We start from the raw sequence: 19,995 nt of genomic DNA on the forward strand, positions 1-19,995 counted from the left end.
AACCCCTCCTAGATCTCCTCGAAGTAGATGGTAGTTGTGTTATCTAGACTCGCATTGCCGATTAATAGACCATCCCCAATATCGTAAGAGTCACCCATATCTTGATACCAAAACGTATTAGAATCAGGGTTGACAGGAGCATTGGATGATAATTGTATCTTTGTTGAATTATTTACAGCCGCGTTAAGATCAGCTGTAGAAGCATATATCCCACTAGCGATATTAGCGGTAACATTTGCCGCTGAGCCTACGACAGTAATTACATCAAACACCTTTTCGATTATTCCTGATCCTGTTGGAGCAATATAATCAGCGGTTGTACCAGAATTGGCATAAGCGTATAAAATCTCTCCCACATCAGGATCCAGTGCAAATAACCCAATCTCTCGAAAGTAAAATCCTGCCGTGACGTCTGCGTTAGATAGCACGGTACTTATCGCTGCTTTATTTGGTAATTGTGTTTTGATTTTTGTAATGGCAAGATTTTTTTTGTGTGAAATAAGACCCGTTAGCGCTGGGATGGATTGCCCACTAATTGCCCCATCACCTACAGCAATCTTTGTATAGTACAACTGAAGTCCGCCTTGCGCTTTACTTTGCAAGACAAGTCCTTTATTAGTTAGTGTCATACCGCCCCATGAGGACACAGCTTCCCCCTCCTTAAATTATAAATTCTTCCGTCATATGCACCGTACCACCGAAATATATACCTAAATCTTCTGCCTGCGTGATTGCCACTCTATCTAAAACTACTGAAAGGCGTGACACTGATTCAACAGCACGGATAAATTCTTCAGCTCGATTAGATGTAACATCAGTGTTATTGGTGATGACTTGGAAATGATGCGGTTCACCGCCGTACTCAAACCACTCCTCTACTCGTCCTTCCCCAAAAAGCAGTGAAATCAGGTCGTCGATAGCTGAAGGAGTACCCTTGCGGCGATGAAACGGAATTGCATTTTTGATCAATAATCGTTTCTGCTCCAGTGGTAAATCCGGGTCATAAAATGGAGGACGATACTCCCAAGCTAGTTCGTCTACCTCTTCGTCTGTCCATTCATTAAACCGACTGAATATATTTATTTTTTTAATTTCGGCTGTCAGCGACTGTAATTCACTGTCTAGCGCAAGTGCTGCAGCTGATAAAACTGGATCTGCCTTCAGATTTGACGGCAAGATATCCAACAGACTCGCTTCTGAAAGTTTAATCATCCACAAGCCCTCCATAGGTCAATTTCGTTTCGCCTTGATGAGCAATTTGAGTAGCAGCTAGCGCAGTATAGACTGGCGCTGTAACATTTACACTTACCGCTCCTGCAGACATGACTCGTGCAATCAGTTCTGATGGATTTATGTCTCTCCCAAGCTTTGATCTCTGCCAAAGTTGGTAAGCGCCCACCGCAGATGTAACTGTTGTTTGGATAGAGGGAGCCTCTGCCGCTCGACTACGACTGATATAGTAAATCAGCTCCGTGTCATAGGATGCTAAAGTCGGTGCGCTAACCACTACATCATCTGTTAATGGCCGTACTCTGCGATCATCCAGTTTCTCAGCTATTGCGTCCAGAATATCCTGTCCTGGTATTTGCCCACCAATAAGAAGTGGGATAACTGTCACTTCGCTATCACCAGATTTGTAAGCATGTACATCCAAGATAGCAGTAGAAGTAGACTTTGCCCAAAACTCATATGCCCCTTTAGATCCGGCAGTAGAATAAGACTCTGGCGCTGTTCGAATCTGCTCTTTAAAAGCATCATCAGACATCTCTGCAGCACCCCCGCTGCTAGTCGTTAAGTTGGTGACAGATTGGACAAACGGCAGCGGATCCATCAAGACATTAATCTGTCCTGGAAAAAATCCATTACCAGATATACCAGTAACTGAGCAATGCCCTGTAATAGCTCCGGTTGTAACTCCCGCAGGTATCTCCAAATATTCTGTTGTTATAAAATAGATAGCTCCAACGCCTCCCTGAACTCCAATTTTAGTCCCAACAGGAATTGGCGTTGCTGAGGACAGAGGAATTGACAAAGTAAACTGCAGAGTTGTTATCGCAGCTGAAGCCTCTCCCCTCTCAAGCCCGAATGAAGCAGCTTTATGATCCAACAGCGATCCCGAAGCAAACCGCAGCAAATTAGCTTTAGCCGTCTGGTTAAGGAGCACCCGTTGCTGAACAATCATGGTTGCCAGTGAAGACAAAAACAGCCTCACTGGATCGCCCTGCCCTAGTGTGCGTTTGGTTATTCCCTCATACACAGTTATAATATTTTTTTGTATGTCTACCGCTTCTTCAGCGGTGAATTGAATATCTGGCAAATCTACATATTGTACCAATTCATTCCACCCCTTCTGCCAGTGTAAACTTGATCACAGGCTTTAAGCGTCCTTTCAAAGCATCTGACAACACCCCATTAAAGGATACCTCTACAATTTGCGCACGCGGTTCCTGTATTGCTAGAGCCGTAGTTACCTCTGCTGCAGTTCTTGCCTCGGCAATCGGTCCAGGTTCGTCAATAATGGAGTAATCCAGCCCAATGTCACGGGCTAGAGGTGAGCTGCCGAGCGGAGTGGTTAATATTGTTCGGATATTCTGAGCCACTTCCTCGGCTTTGCTCTCTGGTGCAAAATTGATTGTCGATGGCTGAGTCATATCAACGGTATAGATCATTTAACATACTCCTCCAGTGTAATGTTCACTTTTGATGTGAGAACATTTCCAATGTTGTCCAAGGTTTCCCAAGCTTGCGACATGTCTGTAATTATCCAGAGCCCAGTTCCTATACCCTTACGTCCAACAATCAATGGTAGCGCCTTGCCTGCCCTCCCCAACTCAGTAAGTCGATCCAGCTCTTTTCGGGGATTCAGTCCGAGTCGCGCATCTAACTGCACCGAAAACGACACCGAGTCAATTCCCGGTCCTAGCCACTCCTTTTTAGGCTTTTTACCGATGATATCATGCTGTGCCCAACGTCCGGCAGTATTACGAGTGAACTCATCAATTGTACGTATTGCGCCTTCTGAAACGACAAATACAACCGGACCAAGACTGCCAATCTTAGACATTACATACTCTTGGCTCCCCATGTCTTACCCCCCACTCGTTATCGTACCTGTTACGTGCAGATTTCCGTCAATCTGTACGCCGCTGGCAGCTTTGAGATTAATGGTCTTAGTTGCGCGGTCATAATAGGCATAACTTCCGTCTTCAAACCATATACCATGCTGTTCCGCTGTTCCTGGTAACTTATCCTCGAATCCATAATAAGTGCCTAGACAATAACCTGAACTACGGCTGTTATCCAAAAAGACACATAGTACAGTTTCTCCTGGTTCCGGTACTGCGTTTCCACGCCCCCAGCCTCCCCGCGTAATAACAGGAAGCTCGCCAGATACCAAGTCGTCACGATCCGGGAAGACCACCCTCACACTGCCCCCCTTTTTATCTGACGTCGATACTTGACCGATCACAATCATGCTACCACCCCAATACCTTTCTAATTTCCAAGTCAGTTGTGAACCCGCTACCGCCTATGGCATGATTGGCAGATACGATAATATATTTACCATCAAATCGTCCCCAACCCTTTATATTAATCGTCAGTCCCGCAGCCATGCGAATATCACCCATAAGGTTTAATGTCCCTCTACCCGCCTCCTTGTTTTTCTCTCGCAGTCTTTTTCGACCTAACTTGAGTGCTGCTGCCTGAGAATCTGCTTGCTCGTTAATCTTTAGTATAGGTCCGCTTTTGGGAGCTCCCGGCGGTGTATAGGTCACCTTTACAGTCTTTTTAGACTTGCTGTCTGTATAAGACACTTCACACGCACGATAGGCTGTATAAGCCGTTCCCCATGAGAATCCATAACCTTTTACGTTATCCTCTCCGCGTGTAATTGTGGCAATTGCTGACTTCTTCTCGTAAACGGACTCATCAAAGAGCACAAGAGATCCGTTAGATACTTTGATAGCAATACTTTCCTTAGTCGCTGTTTCCAGCAAAAAAGCAAGATCAGATAGTTGAGACTGCTCAAGTCGATCAAAGGACGGATTGTCTATCGCCTCATAAATTAGATTCATTCCAGCTCGTTTAGAAATCTCCCCGGCAACCGTTTTTAGTGTCACCTTCTCCCAAGACTTCGAGCGTTTTTCCTGTCGGATATCAGATCTTACAGGCAATGATATAGCTTTAATAGCTACTGTATCCGGTGGTCCATTAAAATCAAATGAGTCAACTTCAAATGAGCCAAGGGGTAGCTTTTTAATCTCTCCTGGTCCATCCCAATTAATAGTGCGAATCTCACCTTTAATCCGATCCCCTTCTGTCGGTGACCAAGGGCCTTGCCAGTTCCGCTCCCTGTCTTCCAAAGTAATAGAGAGATTATCAAGTGTCCCAGGGGCTGCGTCATTAAATTGGAAATCCGTTAATGCTTCAGCGATATCCTTTGTGACGTCTTTGCCGTTGTATGATAACACTAGCACCGCTCTGCGAGCGTCCTGCATTTGCTCCATATTATTGCTCCCTGCGCCATGGCGGAAGCGTCTCAGAGGCATCTGCAGGCTTCTCTGGTACAATTAGAATTACATTTCCAGAAAATACAACGGTTCCTACATGGTCTGGGTTCGCGTTAATAAGCAATGTCATCAAATGCTCACTCTTGTACAACTTAAAGGCGATACCATCCCAGGTATCGCCTTGTAGAGTTCTATATGAGGATGTTGTCATTGAAAACTCACCCGCCTTTGTTGTTCGACTATCGCCTTAAGCTTGCGCTCTAAACTGTCTTCTGATTGCTTCAATGCTTCTTTCACCAATTTCATAACCGAAGGGTCTGCACCTGGGAGTGTAATAACAGGTGCATTGTGGATTATAATATCCCCCTCACGATTCTCGTTTTTGGTATAACCCATAAGGTCATTCGCCATATCTAACAATGAGCGAGAGCGAGGTTTATTGTTAAGTGGGATTGCAATCTCAGGACCAGCCTCAGCAAAGATGGACGGCTTTGTCGCGACACCACCTTCAGCATACCCTTCAAACCCAGGATCACGTAAAGATAAATATTTGATTTTCTTTCCCTCTGGTGTATTAAAGTCCGGTACTTGGCCTGTTTGTTGCCATATGAGCTGAAGATCAATTTTTTTCTGTGCCGGAAGCAAATTAACTTCGTCATTCAGTTGGGATATCAGTCGAGTAGCATCATCAAAACGTTTCTTCTCGGTGTCTGATGCTGTTTTGTACTTTTTCGCCAACTCATCAATCGACCCGCCAAGATCGTTCTCAATCATCTGCACCTGAAGTGTATAGTATTTCATGAAGGAAGCTTCTGCTTCAGCTATATCACCTTCAGTTGCTTGGATCTTAGCTCTATAATCATCGAAAGATTTTTCAATTGCTTTATAATCTGATTGTAGCTCCTGCCAAAATCCCGTATAATTTTTGCCTGTTTCATCTTGTATTTTGGAAGCTAACTTTTTCAATGCTTCGTCACGTTGATCTCCAACTGGAATATCGTCATAAATTCCTTTGTGCTGCTCTACATATTTAATATATTTGCTATAATTTTCTTTAGATTGAGCATAAAATTCGTTTTGTTTCTTTAAATTCTCTTTATATCTAGAGTAATCTTTTTCGAGAGTAGGTAAATTGCCCTCAGCTTCGAGTGCAGCATGTTCGAGATCGCGTTTACTTAATTTTTCGCGCGTATCATATATACTCTCTAGGAGACCTGCCTGCTCACGGAATTTGCCACTTTTCAAATCTTCTGCAGACAAGATGTCTGAATTCATATCAATCAACTCTTGCTCGACATTTTTCATTTTACGTCGTGCTTCAGTCAGTTCATCTGCAGGCGTTTTAGCATTTTTAATTTTTGCATTTAATCGGTCGTACTCTGTTATTAAATCCTTTGTTTTATTACTGGCTTCATCTATTGCTGCATAATTTGAATATGCCCCTTCAAGAGCATCAGCCATATGAAGAACTTCCTGACGAGCATTCTCCTGGTGTTTCTTATAAGCAATAACTCCCGCAGTAATCAAACCGACGCTCGTAACTGCAATACCAACAGGATTAGTCAGCAACGCGAGCGCTCTTCCAAATCCTCCTGCAGCCCCTCCAGCCCCGTTAGCAGCTGACGTGATACTACCAAATCCCTTGACGATTTTAGATACTGACTTCCCAATCAACGCCGCTGGTGCTGCAAGTGCAATAACTTTTAACAGATCACTATTTTCACCCATCCAGTCGGCGAATTCCTGAAGTGCTGGCATAAGATCCTCACCGATTGGGATCACGAGTTCAGTCATGAGTTGTCGTCCTACTGCCTGGAAGTCTTTGCTCAAGGTATCATATTTGACCTTGGCTACTTCCTCCATCGTCGCTTTGGTCATATCAAACTGCTCACGCGCAGTGCCTAAAGCGGCAATAACACCGGATTCCATATCCTCAAATTGTGTACCAAACAACGCCACGCCTATTGTACTTTTCAGGATTGGATCTTCAATATCATTCAACTTCTCAATTACTTGTTGCATGGCGTCTTTACCTTTAACGGACCCATCAGCTAGACCACCTAAGATATCATTGCCTTTACCCATGATACCCTGCAACGTTTGGTACGCACTTGCTGATTTTTTGCCTCCATTTTTTAAATCCTTAACCAATTGAGCAGCCGTATCCTTAGACACATGCTTTAACAGTTCCATGTACTCCGCCGACTTGGAGGAACCTTTCATTAACTTTTGAGTAAAATCTTCAATGTCGTCGGGAGCAAATAATATCGACATTGCCTCATACGTGGAATCACTGCCATCCTTAATCCGAATTCCGAATTCTTTTACCGCATCGCCAACCTTGTCCAAATTAAAAGCACCTGCATCTAGTCCGGCTGCGAATTGATTGAACATTTCCTCTGCTGAATATCCGAGAGTATCAAAGTAGACACTGTATTCATTGGCTGTATCAATCAACTCATCTGACTTGTTAAGGCCTTCTTGAGCACCTTGAGCAAGCAGGTTATATGATTGCTCGGATGTAATCCTGAAATTTCTCATCATTGTATCCGAAGCCTTGATTGATTGAGTGATGTCTTCTCCAAACACGTCACGGAATACTATGGCGTTTTTAGTCATTTTCTCAAGTTCAGCGCCAGAAGCCTGCGATACCTGCCGAACTGTCGCCAGTGCAGAGCCTAGGTCATTGAAATCCTCGCCAAGTCGATCATTATATAGGGATTCAGCGCTATCCTTCATCGCAAGCATTTCCTCGGCTGTTACACCAGTCGCGGCCTGCAGCTGCGCCATAGCGTCAGACTGATCTGTTATGATACCTACGATATTTTGCATACCTCCAGCAGCACCTTGAATTAGGGCAAATGCTCCGGTATATTCAGCTACTTGTCGCAGAGTATCGTTGAATCCTCCTGCACTATCTCTTAAATTACGAAGTGAATCATCTGCACGGTCTGCATCACGCCGCACATCATCCAGATCTCCACGCCGGGACATTTCTCGTAACGCACGTTCTAGCTCCTCGATATGGCGTTCCGCATTACCCATGGATTGACGGAAAGAGGGATCCATGAGTCCATTTAGCCGAAATGCGATATCATATTCTCTGCTTCTTCCTGCCATGTTCTATTTTCTCCCTCCCCGCAATCTATTCACTCGCTCCACCGAATCCCTGAACTCTTCAAGAGTTAAACTCAAAAAGTAAGAGATCGGAGTATAGGTAAGCATGGCTAGAGAGACAGCGAGGTCTTTAATCACCTCACTGTCTTCACAGCCTACAGCAGCAAAAAATTTCGCGCCCGTAATGTCAACGCAGTAAAATCTTTTGCCTTGGCTGTTCGAATCAATTCAACGTGCACCCCTGCTGCTTTGGCAACTACATATGCTAGGTATGCTTTATCCATTTCAGGAGCAAGGGATATACCGCCTCTCTGTTCCGCGCGATACTGCCGATCACAAGAGATGATGTCGTTTCCTGATAAATTACCAAAATCGAGCGTGACTTCCTTTGTGTCTTGCCCTTCAAATATAAAAGGCTTCGCAAAGGTGTAAACCTCTGCCAAGCCTTGTGTTTCCTCAGACATTCCCTTTCCCTCCTCAAAATCCTAAACATTTGGGATTTATGTTTTACAATGCAAGGTTAGCCCTTGTTTGGGCCTGATAATCTTTCCCGAGCACCTTGAAGATATAATTTAATTTGTCGATTTCAAGGATCTCCTCACCATCAATCAAAACCTTAAGATAGTTAATCGAAAACGCGGTTGTCGAACTCATAGCCGTTGCAGCTTCAAGCCCCCCCAATCCACCACTTAACGGACGTCCGCGAACAGTAATCTTAAGTGCTGATTCCTTGTACTCATTCGTTGCGGTGTCAAACTGCTGAACAGATGCACGAAGGTCAAGGGCATGAACCACTGGCGCTAAAAGTTTCAGAGAGGCTTTCTCCACGACATTCCAGTTCAGCGTAAGTGTCATTGCGCTAGTCTGCCCTGGGGATGGAGCATCAATTTCTCCTGAAATCCCGGCACCCTTTATCGTTTCAGACAGGAAAGAAATTTCAGGGAGATCAGCCGTAGCCGTTCCCAGGTATTCAGTTCCGCTTAAAAACACTGAATAATCAATAACCCGTTCAGATCTTTTTGGCATGTGTGCTACTCCTTTCTACGCCGCATACATTGCAGCTAGGTAAGTTGTGTCGTACTCAAGCAAGAAATCAATTTCCTGCGCTGGTCCTGGCGGCGTGATATATACATGGAAAGCGATTTTCCCAGACATCAGGCTTGTTACAGGATTCTCGGATTCAAGGAACTCAACGCGTGCACCTAGTAACGCACCAGATGCCGAAAGCCCATTTAGCCAAATGTTAGCCGAATCCGTTACTGCAGCGATCAGGCGCTTATTCATCGGGTCATCAACCTTTTGCATGTACGTCAGAATCAGGCTATTTCCAACCCAATTAAACATACGGCGAATCGGGATGAAACTATCTTTTGGATCCGTCACGCCTGGAAACGCTCCGGTATAGTTACCCCAAGACTTCCAGCCGCTTACTCCAAGATTCAATGCAGTCATTATGCCTAGACTGTTAAGATAACTAGCTTGATCAATCCCCAGAAAAATGTCTTTTCCGCTAGCTAGTGCCGTTCCATCCGCTTGAAGTGATTTATTAGAGGGAGAGACAGACGGAATACCACCATTTGCCGCGTCCGTTGCCGCAATTAGTCCGGCAAGTTGAGTAGAGTAATGAAAAACCTTATCTCCCAGCGTAAGTAGAGGGTAGGCTGGAATTTGTAATGGTCCAGTATAATTGTTGTTCGACTTCCAAGCTCCTGCATCAGTGTAAGGCTGGGCTGGATCAATGTCGGTCAAAGCCATTGCCTTGAAATTGCCGTTAATGTTACCTGCTTTAGCTTTCATTACGGCTGCCACCGTCGGTTTATGTGACCAACCCGGAGCAACCAGCAAATCAGGTAGAATGCCAAAGCGTGGGTATACCTGATTCACTAATTCAAATCCAGTATAAGCACCCTCAATCGTTACCCCGCCAATAATGTCGTCTTCGTCAACAGCTGCAGGGTTAAGTTTGTCATACCCAACTTGTAGAGATGCAATTGCTGCTGCGATTTCACCACTAACCTTAGTAGTGATAACCACATGCCCAACGTCATCAAAAGCCGCTGTATAATCTTTATCTTTAAGATAAGTTTTGGTCCCATCCGAGGACTTAACAGTCAGTGTTGAAAGCATTACGCCGCTGACAGCTAATGTAGCCACTCGGTTTGCAACGGGTATAGCAGTCGGTTCTACTGTAGTCTTGTGTGTGGCTGGGTCAAGCACGTTGACCAGGATCATTGGAGCCATGGCATACAACGCGAAATGTGAATAAACAAGTTCGCATAGCGTGTAATCCTTCCAATTGTCCGAATATCCAAGCGCAGCTACTGCCTCCGCATACGTATAGACCAGTACGGGAGTATTCGCTAGCACCGCTGCTGTCGCCAGATTGACAGGCGCTGTGCCTACTGCAAACGGAATACCACTGCTCGCCTGTGTTGGAGCGAGTACAGATGTCGCTTGTTCTATAATGCTTACACCATGTTTAAATGCCATCGGTTTAGTTCACTCCTTTCAAAATCGTTTGATAGGCCACGTATTCGGCTGTACCAGTTTTGCCAATGCTCTCTTGTACCTCAGACATAATATCTACTGGCACAATCAAATCTGCTACATCCGGCAGCTCCTCAAATAGTGGTTTTAAATATTCTGGAATACCACCGCGAAATACGGTGGATTGTAATAGACGTCCACCCGGGAGGTTCGGACCTAAATAAATACAGGTAGGGATCCGCTTCTCCACCTTTACAGACGTTTTAGGTTCACTCTCTGATTTACTCTTAGCTGCTTCTTTAACATCACTCATAAGTGCTTAACCTCCTGTCTAATTGGCGGAAGTGTCCAGGTCGTAACCGCTTGGCAAATCCATTGCGGTTCTGGCTGGTCCTCTAAAAACTGCCACTTCCAATTTGATTCAATTCGGAACTTTTTTTCTATAATCCGTTGTTTCATAAGCAAAATACGGACCCGCTCCATTAGGTTCAGCACATCAATAAAACCAGAATCGTCCTCGGACTGTGTGCCAAACAACAATTTAACTTGAGCTCGACTTTCTTTATCGTCACTGTCACCCTCCATAGGACGAACAATAATAAGGGGGAACACTGGATCATTCCGGTTTTCTGCATTCTTACTCGGCAACGCTCCAAGATGCACAGCTGGAATGGTCGCGGCATCATCAGCCAACTCTTTTTTCAAAAAGTCCTTGATTGCCATCATCAACATAACTGGCGTCATGACGCTCCTCCTCCTAAACGGCGGTTAAGCTCATGCTCAATCCGTTTATCCATTTCCTCGACTGCTACCCGCTCCAGGTGCTCAGTAACTTCTGGATTATTGAGCATGACTGGAACTGCAGGACCATATAGTTCCTCAACAGGTAAGCGGCGACGTGAGCTGCGGCGGAAAACGCCAATATGGCCGCTACTCATTCGAGCAAGAAACGCACCGTCAACTTTTTTGTTACCACCATCTCGTTTAACTGCCGCCTTTAGCACACGCGGACGTTTGGCAGATGGTGACTTGGGGTTTGTACGGAACTGCAGCAAGGGTATATTTCCACCCTTCCAGCGAAGCTCACTGGATAGATTACTGACGCTCCCCCGCTTGAGCACTACCTGATCTGTGACCGCCTTGGATTTCACGACGTACGTTTCCTTCGCCTTGCGTCCAGATTCAGTTTTCAGTCGTTGAGAGGTCCGGTTGAGCGCTGAATAAAAGGACTTGCGTACATCCGTATCCAGCGACCCAATCCGCCTCAGCGCGTCCCTTATCCCTCTTGCTTCGGCACGCACATCAATCATGTAACATTCGCCTCCAAATAAAGCGCGAGCATTCCCTTTTCGGAAGCCACTCGGATCAATGTGCGCATTTTGCCATTCACGTTCATACGTTGACCCTGTTCTGGGATATATCCCAATTCCAACTCATCTACATGTAATGTCTCGGTAACAAGCGAAACCCCCTCAGCGTAAGCCAGGGGGTGTTTGCTGTCGGTTGCTGAGTTAAGAACTGCCTTAACTTTTTTACCGTCGATAGTATACTCATCAGCGAATTCTTTGGTATTGAGAAATGTCCGCTGATTATCAATTTTAATCTGATCACGGAGGTTCACAACAAACACCCCTATTCTCCAGCTGTTTCTGCTTTCTTGGCGGTTGCTTCTTTGATCGCCTTGGCCTCAGCATCTGGATCTATGATAGCCTTCATGGAAAGCAGGCGTTCAATTTCTTCTTTCTTCACGTCCTTGGGAATCTGCTCCCCGATCGCAATCCTTTTACCATTGTGACGAATCTTCATTTCAGCAACATATACCATAGGTAAATATCCTCCTTCGAATTAAAGAACTTTTGCGACATACCAGCCATCAACGTTAACAGGGACGCAAATCGGACGGGAAAGTAATTGTAGTTTACGACTTGGCGGCTCCTTTTCACTTAGCACTTGCGGGTAAATTTTAGCTTGGGCGAACATGAAATCCCCATCCTCGTTGGCAACTAAATTCGCACCATACAAGAATTCAAATGGTTGACCATCCGGTAACAGTGCAAGTGTTCCCTCGGGAATATAGGAAATATCATTGCCCTCGTCATCCGTATATGAGTTGGTATAAGACCAGATTTGAAGATTTGCCTGACGCAGATACCCATGATAGATAACCCCTTCCGGCAAAATCTGTTGATTTAAATCACCAATGTCCAGCGTTTCTTTCTTGGCTTCAATCAGCTTTAGCAGTGTTGGGTGGTTCACGATAGTCCGAGCCACTTTTGCGGTAGTAAGAACACGCCGCATTGTCCGACCGCTTTTTTCCATGACTTCCTGTATCCAGTCAGTAAGGCACTCAATGACATTGGTGTCTGGGTTGGAGAACAAATCTGTACCCGACAAAACTTCGATGTTTGTAAATCCCCAATCAAGAACTTGGCTAACGCCCTCACCAATTTGTACCGTCTTGCCTGTGAACATGATTTCAGAGACTTGCTGCACTTTTCGTCGATCAATGGTGTCTGTCAACTCAGAAAGATCTTTTACAATCAGCTCCTGATACCGTTCTTCTGGTGTCTTAGGATTAAGCAATGTCTCGCCTGCTTGTTTAACCTTCAGGTCGTGCCTAGTGATGACGCGCATCGGTTTTAATAGTGCAGGAGTATACGTTTTGGCTGTAAACCCAGTGCGCAGGACTACCTTACCCGGCAACAACTCATTTACATATGGCGCCAGTGGACGATGCCCTTTTTTTGTTTGAATTTCAATTTCATCAGTCGTGAATGTCTCGCCTTCGCTAGCGAACGTGGTTGTCAGATAGTACGAGTCTTCAGGAAATGCTTCAACAACCCGCACTAGTGTTGGAATTTCTAAAATATCATGATATGATGGCATATTTTTTGTCCTCCTCTTATTTAATTACTCGTTTTGTAATCAAACCGATCTTACGCATAGCAACTTCATGTTGAGCAACCTTATCTGCACCACCAAACTTAAGAGCGTTACGATTAAATTCGCCATCAAGGTACGCTGCAGCTCGTACATCCTTTGTAGTTGCATCAATTGTTAAATCGGCCAGAATGCAGTACGGGTCTTGTGAACCATCCGACTTAGTAGAGTTAACTGGAGTCGTAACAGGTGTCCCTGCATACAAGTCGCTTTCAGACAACTGACTAACACGACCCAACACTGTACCGCGGGTCACTACTCCTGAACCAGACTTGATAATAATCGCTATCATTCTCTCTGGCTGCACTCCACCTGCAAACAATTCGTCAAACGATGGGCTTGTATATTCGGACATTATCTACGACCTCCATTCTTTGGTTTTATATTTTGAGCCATTGCTACCATGTTAGCGACAGCTGCTTCTGCATCTGCTTCCTTGGCTGCATCTGGCGTCTTGGCCTCAAGTGATGCCACCTTATCAGTTCCACTTTCTTTAGCATCGAGTTCACGATCTTTAGCGGCGTTCGCAATACGCACCTGCGAAGCTTCAACCATCTTAATCGCCAACTCCCCTGCAGTCTCACCATTTGCAATTGCTGCTTTAACCAGTTCTGCAGAACCTGGAGTCTTTTCAGCAAGGCTGGTAATAGCTGCTACACGACTTCTTTCAGCTGCTTCCGCGTCATTAGTAATCTGCGCGAATAGTTCAGGGTGCTTCTCTTTCAATTCCTTCATATCCATTGTCTTTGGTTCCTCCTTCGGTTTATCTGCAGCTTTAGGCTCTTTCGCCTTCACCGCAGACGGTTCGATTTGACTGTTTGAGCCGCCCTTCGCTGGTGTCATGGACAGCAATTTATTACGCACTTTATCCAGTACATCCGGTGGTAATTCTGCACCCATTGATAGATTTGCTGTCGGACTAAATTCTTCAGTTGCAAACATAATTTCATCAGCAAATCCCAATTCAACCGCACGCTGCGCGTTAAAAAACGTTTCGTTTTTCATTAAATCGCGCAATTCTTCGCGCGTTTTCCCTGTTTTGAGAACATAAGCATTGACCATCGCTTCATCAACACTTTCAAGCATTTGAATTGTTTGCTGATGATCTTCCTTATTCCCATCTGTCCAAGTCGCTGAATTGTGGATGAAAATTTGCCCAGTTGGTGAGATCAATACCTTGTCCGCTGCCATTGCAAAGACAGATGCGGCACTACCAGCAATGGAGGGGATTTTTGAAGTTACAAACCCGCTATACTCCTTAACTAAAGTAAAGATCTCATTACCAGCCCATGCATCGCCTCCGCCTGAACTAATGTAAATCTCAATCTCTTCGCCATTCGCTTCATCAAGCAACCTACTTACTGAGGAAGGGCTGATGTGCGGAATCTCAAGCCATTCATAAATGTAGGCATTTCTATCTCCTACAACTGTTCCGTTAAGTCTGATTTTCTTTGGCATTAGTTTTAATCACCCCCTTCCTCGTCGTCGTTATCTTCGTCACCTTCCTTAGAAGGCTCGGATGACGTTACGGGCGTTGATGAAGCAGAAGAAGACTCCGTTAATCCCAACTCTTTCAAACGCGTCTTTTCATACGCCCGTTGCCTAACGTTGTCCTCCCATGATCCCCCGTTAATCTCAGCCGTTTCTCTCGTTGCGGTAGAAAGATTGTTATCCATCCGCTTAACAGCCGCATCAACTTCTTTAGTTGGATCAAGTAAACCCTGTGAAGGACCGTGCCATTCTGCCTTTGTGTAAGCAGCAAAAATAGCCGGATCATCAAAGATGCCGGGTGCTTTAATTCTTCCTTTTAGTACAGCCTCCACAAACCATTCTTCATAGATAGGCTGGCAGAACGATTTTGATAGCCATGAACGGCGCATACGGTACATCTTCCAAGCTTCCAGGAGGGCTCCCCGACTCGCTGAATACGAGCTGGTGAATTGTTTAGTCAATATCTCATAAGGTAACTCAAGCGCCGCTGCCATTTGCTTAAGCATGGCACGAACAAATGCCTCATAGTTCGGGTTAGGTCTGGTCGGGTCAGCGAATTTCACATCTTCCCCCGGATCTGTCCGCATGATAGCACCTTGACCAAGCTTGATTTCGTCACCAGAAGATCCCGGTACATTTTCTGAGCCATCTAAGTCATCGTCATCCATCCCCACGCCATCGAATGGGCTATCACCCTCATCATCTGATGGAGTTGTAATAAATACTGTATACATAGAAGTGATGACCGCTGCAGCTAATTCTGCATTTGTGTACTGGCTGAGTTGCTTTAATGACTCGATGATCGGAGCAATGACCGGAATACCCCTACGCTGCCCCGGACGTTCGGCTTCAAACAAATGAAGGACATTCACCCGTCCAGTTCGCTTGCCATACTTTTCTACGCGTACCCAGTCATCTGTTCCAGACAAACTATATCCATCGGCTCCCGGATGCCGATTGCTAAAATGGTAAGCTACAACCATACCGTCAGCATCGACCTCAACACCTGACTGAATCATTTCCCTGTCTTTGAGCACCTTTTCTGGTGGCGTTGCACATCTGTCAGCCTCAATCAGATTCACCTTGAGATCATACACCGACCACTGACGTTTCTTGATTGGCATTAGTGCAAATACATCGCCACTCATCATAGTTGAAATGAACGCCAGTGCTTGCAATTGGTAAAAGTCACTCAGTCCAGCAGCGTCGCATTTTGTTGTGTCCGCCCATAAGGACCACTCTCGCTGAATGGAACTGCGTAACTCTTCAGCTTTAACCTCATCCAGATCCAAGAATTTTGCATCAAAGGCAGGATTAAGGCGTAGTCCGGTTCCGACAATATTGGTCCGCAATCCCTTATGTGCAGCAGCTACGATATCAGTACCCATATGCAAATCGCGAGCACGTTCTCTCAGTTTAGGAACGTTCTGATGGATATCCACATCTGCATCTCCGGCAGGCGTCTGCCAGAACAGCATGGATGACTTGGTTGTACTGGCCCCATGCTTGCCGTAACCCCGCCCATTACTCCCGTGACTTCCGATTAATTGGCTGGTAACAGCGCGAACCGCCTGCTGTCGTACTATCTCAGTCTTGGCTTGCTCTCGTTTGGCAGCTATACCAGGAGCAATAATATTCAGCGTCTTATCAATGAAACTCATCGGTCAACGGGGTAAAATCCCGTGGTTCTGGAACGACGTTTCCCGCCGCTTTCATAAGTATCGACAATGCGCCCATACTTCCGTTTCATCATCTGAACTGTAGCCATATCAGCACGAGTTAATGATCTATCAGAAATACTGTAGGAGCTACCGGTTGCAATAGCGTCCTCCGCTTCATTCCACATCTGATACTTGGCCTTGGCTTCATCGTATGATATTCTTGGCATTTTCCCTTTCTCACCTCCTTCATCTGGTCTAAATGCTGCTGGGTACATTCTTTTTCTTTGGCTTTTTGCCTTTAGCTGGAGCCTCCCTCACCTTTACAGGGTCAGGCAATGGCAAGTCGAAATTCGGATTGATCATTTCTATAGCTGCTCGATTGTAAACAGCAAGGTCAAGCGCCTCATTTCGCACTCGCGTTTTAACCCAAACGGTATAAGGTAGACCTTCCTTGTACCGGGTTACCAATTGTTCTGCTGTTAGTTGCATGAAATATTCCTCGTCATACACGAAAGCATCTGGGTTGTCAGGGTGTGGCAACGGAAATCGACATGACCCTGGCTTCCCCGGCTCCAATTTAAGAGAGGCAAATACTGTAGCCTTCCCCTCAGATACTCCGACACGGATTACAGTCGCACTAACAACATTATTTGTACTTATCCCGTTTAGCAACGGAGTCTCCGTTCCGTCACCTTTCTCTTCACCCTTCAAAGCGTAAATATTTCTGCCTTGTCGCGGCTTACAAAACTTGTATACCTTTAATGTGTGGTGTCCCCCGGAGTCAATAAGGATTCTGACTGGACGGAAATTTCGTCCCTCTGCATCCTTCCAGGTTCGCGCCAGGAACTCATCCAGTTCATCCCACGGCTGCTGCTGATTTAGATCCCCGACGATGATATGGCGCTGAACTCTCCAACTTGAGTACCCTTTTCCCCAGCCCATCACGTCAATTTCAAAACGTGTGTCCTGAGTATCGACGGCTGCAGTGAGGTATCTTACACCTATAGGCACCCGAGCTTGGTACATTTCACGGCGATTGAGGAGCACTTCATGCTCTACTTTCTGCCCTTTTTCTTCCCAAGTCTCAGCCAATTTGGTATTAATGAACGTTTTGAGCAGCTGGGATCCACCCCGCTGAGCCTTCATCCAATCATTAACAAGCTTTTTCCAAGTAACATTTATTGTCCCAGCCAAACTATTCAGGTGGAACCCCCGTGTTGTTGCGTGCTTTTTACTCGCAATCCACTTACCACGTTCGGCGTAGTCATTCTTCCACTCATGTTCTGGATGCAATACACCACAATGTTTGCAAGCCATTTCAACCTTAATGCAGTCCGAAGTTTCCTCGTCGTATTCAAACTTGATCTGCCCCCACTTGAACGGCTGGTACTCTTCGCAAGATGGACATGGCACACACCATTCTTCTTTCGTGCTGTCCTCATACAGCTTCTCGATTCGGGACATACCCTTGATTGTTGGCGTGGAGACAAATACCAGCTTTTTGTTATAGAAGGTATCTGTACGGGCTGTAGCAAGTGAAACAGGGTCGCCTTCCTTGCCAGCAGACACTGGGAAACGGTCAATTTCGTCAGCAATGACAACGCGAATCGGTTTGGAAGCCAGTGAAGCCGGAGAATTCGCACCTGCTATGTTGACTCTGCCGCCTGGATAGGACTTGTATAGTATGGTGTTACTGGTGTCCCTGCTCTTATCTTTGGTTATGAGCTTCGCTAATTGCGGAGAATCTCGGTACATTGGAGCAAGTCTGTCCTTGGAAAAGTCCCTCGCGACTACTAAATCCGGCTGTACTACCATGATCGGCGCTGGATCATGCCCGGTATAATAGCCGATTGTATTCAATTGAACAGCCGTTTTGCCTAGCTGCGCGCCCCACATCATTACAACTGACTCCACTTCTGGATCAGAAATAGCTTCCATCGGCACTTTCTGAAAGGGTGAGCGGCTTGTTCTCCACGGTCCCTTTTCTGAGGAATCTTCTGGTGAAAGAATGCGGTGCTGGTCAGCCCATTCAGCAATACTTAACGGCTCTGGGGGTTTGACGAGTTGGATTGCCTGACGTAAAAGAGTGAAGGTCTGCTTTCGCTGTACGTTCATTCTCTCTCAGCCAACGGGTCATATTTTGCGAGCTCGGTTAGAGCATCGTTGATCTTGGCTTCCATCAATAAACGGATTTCCTTCTCGTCAGTCATGTGTGACAGTTCGGTTGCCATCCTCGGAGGCAGCCCCTGCAACCTCTCCCGAAAACTTACAACCAATTCGCCCCATGCATCCAGCACATCCCCAGTTGTGTGCAGGTTGTTTCTCTTCTCCTCCAACTCCAGAATCGCAATTTCTTTCTTTATTTGTTCGTGCTGTGCCTTCTCGTCGTTGTAACTGATCTTTCCCACTTCTGCTGTTCCGGTCACATGCCGAATATAAGCCTGAACTGATTCAGCTAGGTTGTATTTCCCCCGTGCAACCTGAGCAAGCACACCGTCACGTGTCAATTGACCAATCCATTGTTTGGTCTTCCCCACAACAGCAGCCAGTTCACTCGTGCCTACAACACCCTCCGGTTTTTTTTCTCCTTTCCTCATATGTCATTCCCCACTTTCCTTTTTGCGCATAGAAATAGCTCGCTCTCTCAGAACGATTTCAAGGCTGTTTTTAGCGCTCTATTATTTGAAGATATATTTATCGAATTGAGGTATGAAAGACTCTGAAATAAGCTCTTGCGATCCCTGTAGAGAAGGTAAAGGGAAAGCAGAAATAAAAAATAAAATCTGAGCGGTTTTCGGGCTCACGCGCACCCGCATTCTTTTTTTATTTTTCAGAGGGACCCAAAAGCTAAAAAATGCTTTTTTCGCCCCAAATATGACGCTTTTACGCTTCATCTTCCTTCTTTAGCGTCCTTGCCTCACCTATCCTGTTTTGTAGGCATGAAACTGCTGAGCATAAGAGCAAGCTCTCCTACTTCTTCCTCTATCATTAACATTGCTGCTTGCTCGCTGTGGCCTTGCTCAAGGAGGGCTGCGTAGTATTCTTCCGTATGTCTCCTAATGCGGTCCATCAACTCTTTAAATGAGCCTGCAGGTTCAAGCATCACCATCACCCTTTCCATGAAATACAAATAGGCCACTCTTTTATGAGCAGCCTTGAACATGATTTTATGAGGTTGATATAGTTATGGACTATTTGACTCGATATGATCTTACTGATTAAAACGGTAAGGAACTCTCAAAATCATATTGATCCAGCTCGCCTTTTGTTGGTTCTCTTAGAACATGTTGGAATGCAACAAACAAAATTTGCTTGTACTGTTCAAGCGCTTCAGGAGTAAATTTTTGTTGATTAGCTAAATTAATCCCCGACATTGTGTACTTGACGAAAAGTAACGGGTTTGTAAAGTCTACTACATCCCGCCAACCATCGCTTCCGCCCCTCGCTCGACTACGCTTTAATGTTTCATCGCACTTACCCTTGCAAGATGCATAAACGTCATAAGTCACACTGTTCTCGTCCTCAACTAGAACAATAATTCCTGGCCCCCTATCATTACCTATAAGTATATCGGCACCACAGTTTTCACAAATAAACTTCTTCTCTTGACTAAATAAAGTTACCATTTGATACCCTCCTATAATGTTTTTCTACATAGATTAATTCCATAAAATATATGTATTACCTTTCTCTTTAATAATTAAAATGTTTACTTGATATCTTAAGGAAAAGAATGGGCTACCTTTACAACCCCACGTAATGCCCCTGCCAGACCGCACGAAGTCCTC

General features: G+C 45.4%; 26 protein-coding genes. All 26 read right to left on the reverse strand.

Features of this window, described 5'->3' with window-relative positions:
- Nucleotides 1-8 precede the first annotated feature (8 nt).
- Nucleotides 9-647, reverse strand: coding sequence for a phage tail-collar fiber domain-containing protein (locus tag MKX41_RS10845; RefSeq protein WP_340970338.1), 639 nt, complete (start codon nt 645-647; stop codon nt 9-11).
- A 13-nt stretch (nt 648-660) separates the two neighbouring features.
- A complete protein-coding gene (locus tag MKX41_RS10850) occupies nt 661-1,212 on the reverse strand; it encodes a phage tail protein I (protein ID WP_340970340.1) in 552 nt (183 codons plus the stop codon).
- Nucleotides 1,205-2,335 carry a baseplate assembly protein gene (locus MKX41_RS10855; protein ID WP_340970342.1) on the reverse strand — a complete coding sequence of 377 codons (1,131 nt, stop codon included), beginning with the start codon at nt 2,333-2,335 and terminating at the stop codon, nt 1,205-1,207. Before MKX41_RS10855 ends, MKX41_RS10850 begins: the two co-directional genes overlap by 8 nt.
- 1 nt (nt 2,336) lies before the next feature.
- Nucleotides 2,337-2,669 (reverse strand): GPW/gp25 family protein, encoded by a 333-nt coding sequence (locus MKX41_RS10860; protein ID WP_340970345.1) that lies wholly within the window; start codon nt 2,667-2,669, stop codon nt 2,337-2,339.
- Nucleotides 2,666-3,085 (reverse strand): phage tail protein, encoded by a 420-nt coding sequence (locus tag MKX41_RS10865; RefSeq protein WP_340970347.1) that lies wholly within the window; start codon nt 3,083-3,085, stop codon nt 2,666-2,668. The genes MKX41_RS10860 and MKX41_RS10865 overlap by 4 nt, the downstream gene beginning before the upstream one ends.
- A gap of 3 nt (nt 3,086-3,088) precedes the next feature.
- Nucleotides 3,089-3,475, reverse strand: coding sequence for a phage baseplate assembly protein V (locus MKX41_RS10870; protein ID WP_340970350.1), 387 nt, complete (start codon nt 3,473-3,475; stop codon nt 3,089-3,091).
- Nucleotide 3,476: 1 nt separating this feature from the next.
- Nucleotides 3,477-4,508: a phage late control D family protein gene (locus MKX41_RS10875; protein ID WP_340970351.1), complete on the reverse strand. Its 1,032-nt coding sequence runs from the start codon at nt 4,506-4,508 to the stop codon at nt 3,477-3,479.
- 1 nt (nt 4,509) lies between these two features.
- A complete protein-coding gene (locus tag MKX41_RS10880; RefSeq protein ID WP_340970353.1) occupies nt 4,510-4,722 on the reverse strand; it encodes a phage tail protein in 213 nt (70 codons plus the stop codon).
- On the reverse strand, nt 4,719-7,631 hold the full coding sequence (locus MKX41_RS10885; protein WP_340970355.1) for a phage tail tape measure protein: 2,913 nt from the start codon (nt 7,629-7,631) through the stop codon (nt 4,719-4,721). The genes MKX41_RS10880 and MKX41_RS10885 overlap by 4 nt, the downstream gene beginning before the upstream one ends.
- A gap of 152 nt (nt 7,632-7,783) precedes the next feature.
- On the reverse strand, nt 7,784-8,092 hold the full coding sequence (locus MKX41_RS10890) for a phage tail assembly protein (RefSeq protein WP_340970357.1): 309 nt from the start codon (nt 8,090-8,092) through the stop codon (nt 7,784-7,786).
- 43 nt (nt 8,093-8,135) lie between these two features.
- Nucleotides 8,136-8,654: a phage major tail tube protein gene (locus MKX41_RS10895; protein WP_340970359.1), complete on the reverse strand. Its 519-nt coding sequence runs from the start codon at nt 8,652-8,654 to the stop codon at nt 8,136-8,138.
- Between the two features lie 15 nt (nt 8,655-8,669).
- Nucleotides 8,670-10,118: a phage tail sheath family protein gene (locus MKX41_RS10900; RefSeq protein ID WP_340970361.1), complete on the reverse strand. Its 1,449-nt coding sequence runs from the start codon at nt 10,116-10,118 to the stop codon at nt 8,670-8,672.
- A gap of 4 nt (nt 10,119-10,122) precedes the next feature.
- The gene (locus MKX41_RS10905; RefSeq protein ID WP_340970363.1) at nt 10,123-10,428 is read right to left on the reverse strand and encodes a hypothetical protein; all 306 of its coding nucleotides are present in this window, start codon (nt 10,426-10,428) and stop codon (nt 10,123-10,125) included.
- The gene (locus tag MKX41_RS10910; protein ID WP_340970365.1) at nt 10,425-10,859 is read right to left on the reverse strand and encodes a hypothetical protein; all 435 of its coding nucleotides are present in this window, start codon (nt 10,857-10,859) and stop codon (nt 10,425-10,427) included. Before MKX41_RS10910 ends, MKX41_RS10905 begins: the two co-directional genes overlap by 4 nt.
- The gene (locus MKX41_RS10915; RefSeq protein WP_340970367.1) at nt 10,856-11,425 is read right to left on the reverse strand and encodes a phage tail protein; all 570 of its coding nucleotides are present in this window, start codon (nt 11,423-11,425) and stop codon (nt 10,856-10,858) included. Before MKX41_RS10915 ends, MKX41_RS10910 begins: the two co-directional genes overlap by 4 nt.
- On the reverse strand, nt 11,422-11,745 hold the full coding sequence (locus tag MKX41_RS10920) for a hypothetical protein (RefSeq protein ID WP_340970369.1): 324 nt from the start codon (nt 11,743-11,745) through the stop codon (nt 11,422-11,424). The genes MKX41_RS10915 and MKX41_RS10920 overlap by 4 nt, the downstream gene beginning before the upstream one ends.
- Nucleotides 11,746-11,747: 2 nt before the next feature.
- Nucleotides 11,748-11,939, reverse strand: coding sequence for a hypothetical protein (locus MKX41_RS10925; RefSeq protein ID WP_340970370.1), 192 nt, complete (start codon nt 11,937-11,939; stop codon nt 11,748-11,750).
- Between the two features lie 21 nt (nt 11,940-11,960).
- Entirely contained in the window at nt 11,961-13,001 is a 1,041-nt protein-coding gene (locus MKX41_RS10930) for a major capsid protein (protein WP_340970371.1), read from the reverse strand.
- 16 nt (nt 13,002-13,017) lie between these two features.
- On the reverse strand, nt 13,018-13,410 hold the full coding sequence (locus MKX41_RS10935) for a head decoration protein (protein WP_340970372.1): 393 nt from the start codon (nt 13,408-13,410) through the stop codon (nt 13,018-13,020).
- Complete coding sequence (locus MKX41_RS10940) at nt 13,410-14,513, reverse strand: head maturation protease, ClpP-related (protein WP_340970373.1); 1,104 nt, start codon at nt 14,511-14,513, stop codon at nt 13,410-13,412. Before MKX41_RS10940 ends, MKX41_RS10935 begins: the two co-directional genes overlap by 1 nt.
- A gap of 5 nt (nt 14,514-14,518) precedes the next feature.
- Nucleotides 14,519-16,207 (reverse strand): phage portal protein, encoded by a 1,689-nt coding sequence (locus MKX41_RS10945; protein ID WP_340970375.1) that lies wholly within the window; start codon nt 16,205-16,207, stop codon nt 14,519-14,521.
- The gene (locus MKX41_RS10950) at nt 16,204-16,434 is read right to left on the reverse strand and encodes a DUF6148 family protein (protein ID WP_340970377.1); all 231 of its coding nucleotides are present in this window, start codon (nt 16,432-16,434) and stop codon (nt 16,204-16,206) included. The genes MKX41_RS10945 and MKX41_RS10950 overlap by 4 nt, the downstream gene beginning before the upstream one ends.
- Before the next feature lie 28 nt (nt 16,435-16,462).
- On the reverse strand, nt 16,463-18,322 hold the full coding sequence (locus MKX41_RS10955; RefSeq protein WP_340970379.1) for a phage terminase large subunit family protein: 1,860 nt from the start codon (nt 18,320-18,322) through the stop codon (nt 16,463-16,465).
- Complete coding sequence (locus MKX41_RS10960) at nt 18,319-18,804, reverse strand: hypothetical protein (protein WP_340970381.1); 486 nt, start codon at nt 18,802-18,804, stop codon at nt 18,319-18,321. Before MKX41_RS10960 ends, MKX41_RS10955 begins: the two co-directional genes overlap by 4 nt.
- A gap of 320 nt (nt 18,805-19,124) precedes the next feature.
- Nucleotides 19,125-19,310 (reverse strand): hypothetical protein, encoded by a 186-nt coding sequence (locus tag MKX41_RS10965; protein WP_340970383.1) that lies wholly within the window; start codon nt 19,308-19,310, stop codon nt 19,125-19,127.
- A gap of 115 nt (nt 19,311-19,425) precedes the next feature.
- The gene (locus MKX41_RS10970; protein WP_340970385.1) at nt 19,426-19,833 is read right to left on the reverse strand and encodes a hypothetical protein; all 408 of its coding nucleotides are present in this window, start codon (nt 19,831-19,833) and stop codon (nt 19,426-19,428) included.
- Nucleotides 19,834-19,995 lie beyond the last annotated feature (162 nt).

It is taken from the genome of Paenibacillus sp. FSL R5-0475 (genome assembly GCF_038004585.1).
In the GTDB taxonomy this organism is placed as follows: domain Bacteria; phylum Bacillota; class Bacilli; order Paenibacillales; family Paenibacillaceae; genus Paenibacillus_AQ.

Excerpts from the sequence above, each read along its gene's own strand:
- MKX41_RS10850 (WP_340970340.1), bottom strand. The coding sequence starts at position 1,212 with ATGATTAAACTTTCAGAAGCGAGTCTGTTGGATATCTTGCCGTCAAAT.
- MKX41_RS10860 (WP_340970345.1), bottom strand. The coding sequence starts at position 2,669 with ATGATCTATACCGTTGATATGACTCAGCCATCGACAATCAATTTTGCA.
- MKX41_RS10865 (WP_340970347.1), bottom strand. The coding sequence starts at position 3,085 with ATGGGGAGCCAAGAGTATGTAATGTCTAAGATTGGCAGTCTTGGTCCG.
- MKX41_RS10870 (WP_340970350.1), bottom strand. The coding sequence starts at position 3,475 with ATGATTGTGATCGGTCAAGTATCGACGTCAGATAAAAAGGGGGGCAGT.
- MKX41_RS10875 (WP_340970351.1), bottom strand. The coding sequence starts at position 4,508 with ATGGAGCAAATGCAGGACGCTCGCAGAGCGGTGCTAGTGTTATCATAC.
- MKX41_RS10880 (WP_340970353.1), bottom strand. The coding sequence starts at position 4,722 with ATGACAACATCCTCATATAGAACTCTACAAGGCGATACCTGGGATGGT.
- MKX41_RS10885 (WP_340970355.1), bottom strand. The coding sequence starts at position 7,631 with ATGGCAGGAAGAAGCAGAGAATATGATATCGCATTTCGGCTAAATGGA.
- MKX41_RS10890 (WP_340970357.1), bottom strand. The coding sequence starts at position 8,092 with ATGTCTGAGGAAACACAAGGCTTGGCAGAGGTTTACACCTTTGCGAAG.
- MKX41_RS10895 (WP_340970359.1), bottom strand. The coding sequence starts at position 8,654 with ATGCCAAAAAGATCTGAACGGGTTATTGATTATTCAGTGTTTTTAAGC.
- MKX41_RS10900 (WP_340970361.1), bottom strand. The coding sequence starts at position 10,118 with ATGGCATTTAAACATGGTGTAAGCATTATAGAACAAGCGACATCTGTA.
- MKX41_RS10905 (WP_340970363.1), bottom strand. The coding sequence starts at position 10,428 with ATGAGTGATGTTAAAGAAGCAGCTAAGAGTAAATCAGAGAGTGAACCT.
- MKX41_RS10910 (WP_340970365.1), bottom strand. The coding sequence starts at position 10,859 with ATGACGCCAGTTATGTTGATGATGGCAATCAAGGACTTTTTGAAAAAA.
- MKX41_RS10915 (WP_340970367.1), bottom strand. The coding sequence starts at position 11,425 with ATGATTGATGTGCGTGCCGAAGCAAGAGGGATAAGGGACGCGCTGAGG.
- MKX41_RS10925 (WP_340970370.1), bottom strand. The coding sequence starts at position 11,939 with ATGGTATATGTTGCTGAAATGAAGATTCGTCACAATGGTAAAAGGATT.
- MKX41_RS10930 (WP_340970371.1), bottom strand. The coding sequence starts at position 13,001 with ATGCCATCATATCATGATATTTTAGAAATTCCAACACTAGTGCGGGTT.
- MKX41_RS10935 (WP_340970372.1), bottom strand. The coding sequence starts at position 13,410 with ATGTCCGAATATACAAGCCCATCGTTTGACGAATTGTTTGCAGGTGGA.
- MKX41_RS10940 (WP_340970373.1), bottom strand. The coding sequence starts at position 14,513 with ATGCCAAAGAAAATCAGACTTAACGGAACAGTTGTAGGAGATAGAAAT.
- MKX41_RS10945 (WP_340970375.1), bottom strand. The coding sequence starts at position 16,207 with ATGAGTTTCATTGATAAGACGCTGAATATTATTGCTCCTGGTATAGCT.
- MKX41_RS10950 (WP_340970377.1), bottom strand. The coding sequence starts at position 16,434 with ATGCCAAGAATATCATACGATGAAGCCAAGGCCAAGTATCAGATGTGG.
- MKX41_RS10955 (WP_340970379.1), bottom strand. The coding sequence starts at position 18,322 with ATGAACGTACAGCGAAAGCAGACCTTCACTCTTTTACGTCAGGCAATC.
- MKX41_RS10960 (WP_340970381.1), bottom strand. The coding sequence starts at position 18,804 with ATGAGGAAAGGAGAAAAAAAACCGGAGGGTGTTGTAGGCACGAGTGAA.
- MKX41_RS10965 (WP_340970383.1), bottom strand. The coding sequence starts at position 19,310 with ATGCTTGAACCTGCAGGCTCATTTAAAGAGTTGATGGACCGCATTAGG.
- MKX41_RS10970 (WP_340970385.1), bottom strand. The coding sequence starts at position 19,833 with ATGGTAACTTTATTTAGTCAAGAGAAGAAGTTTATTTGTGAAAACTGT.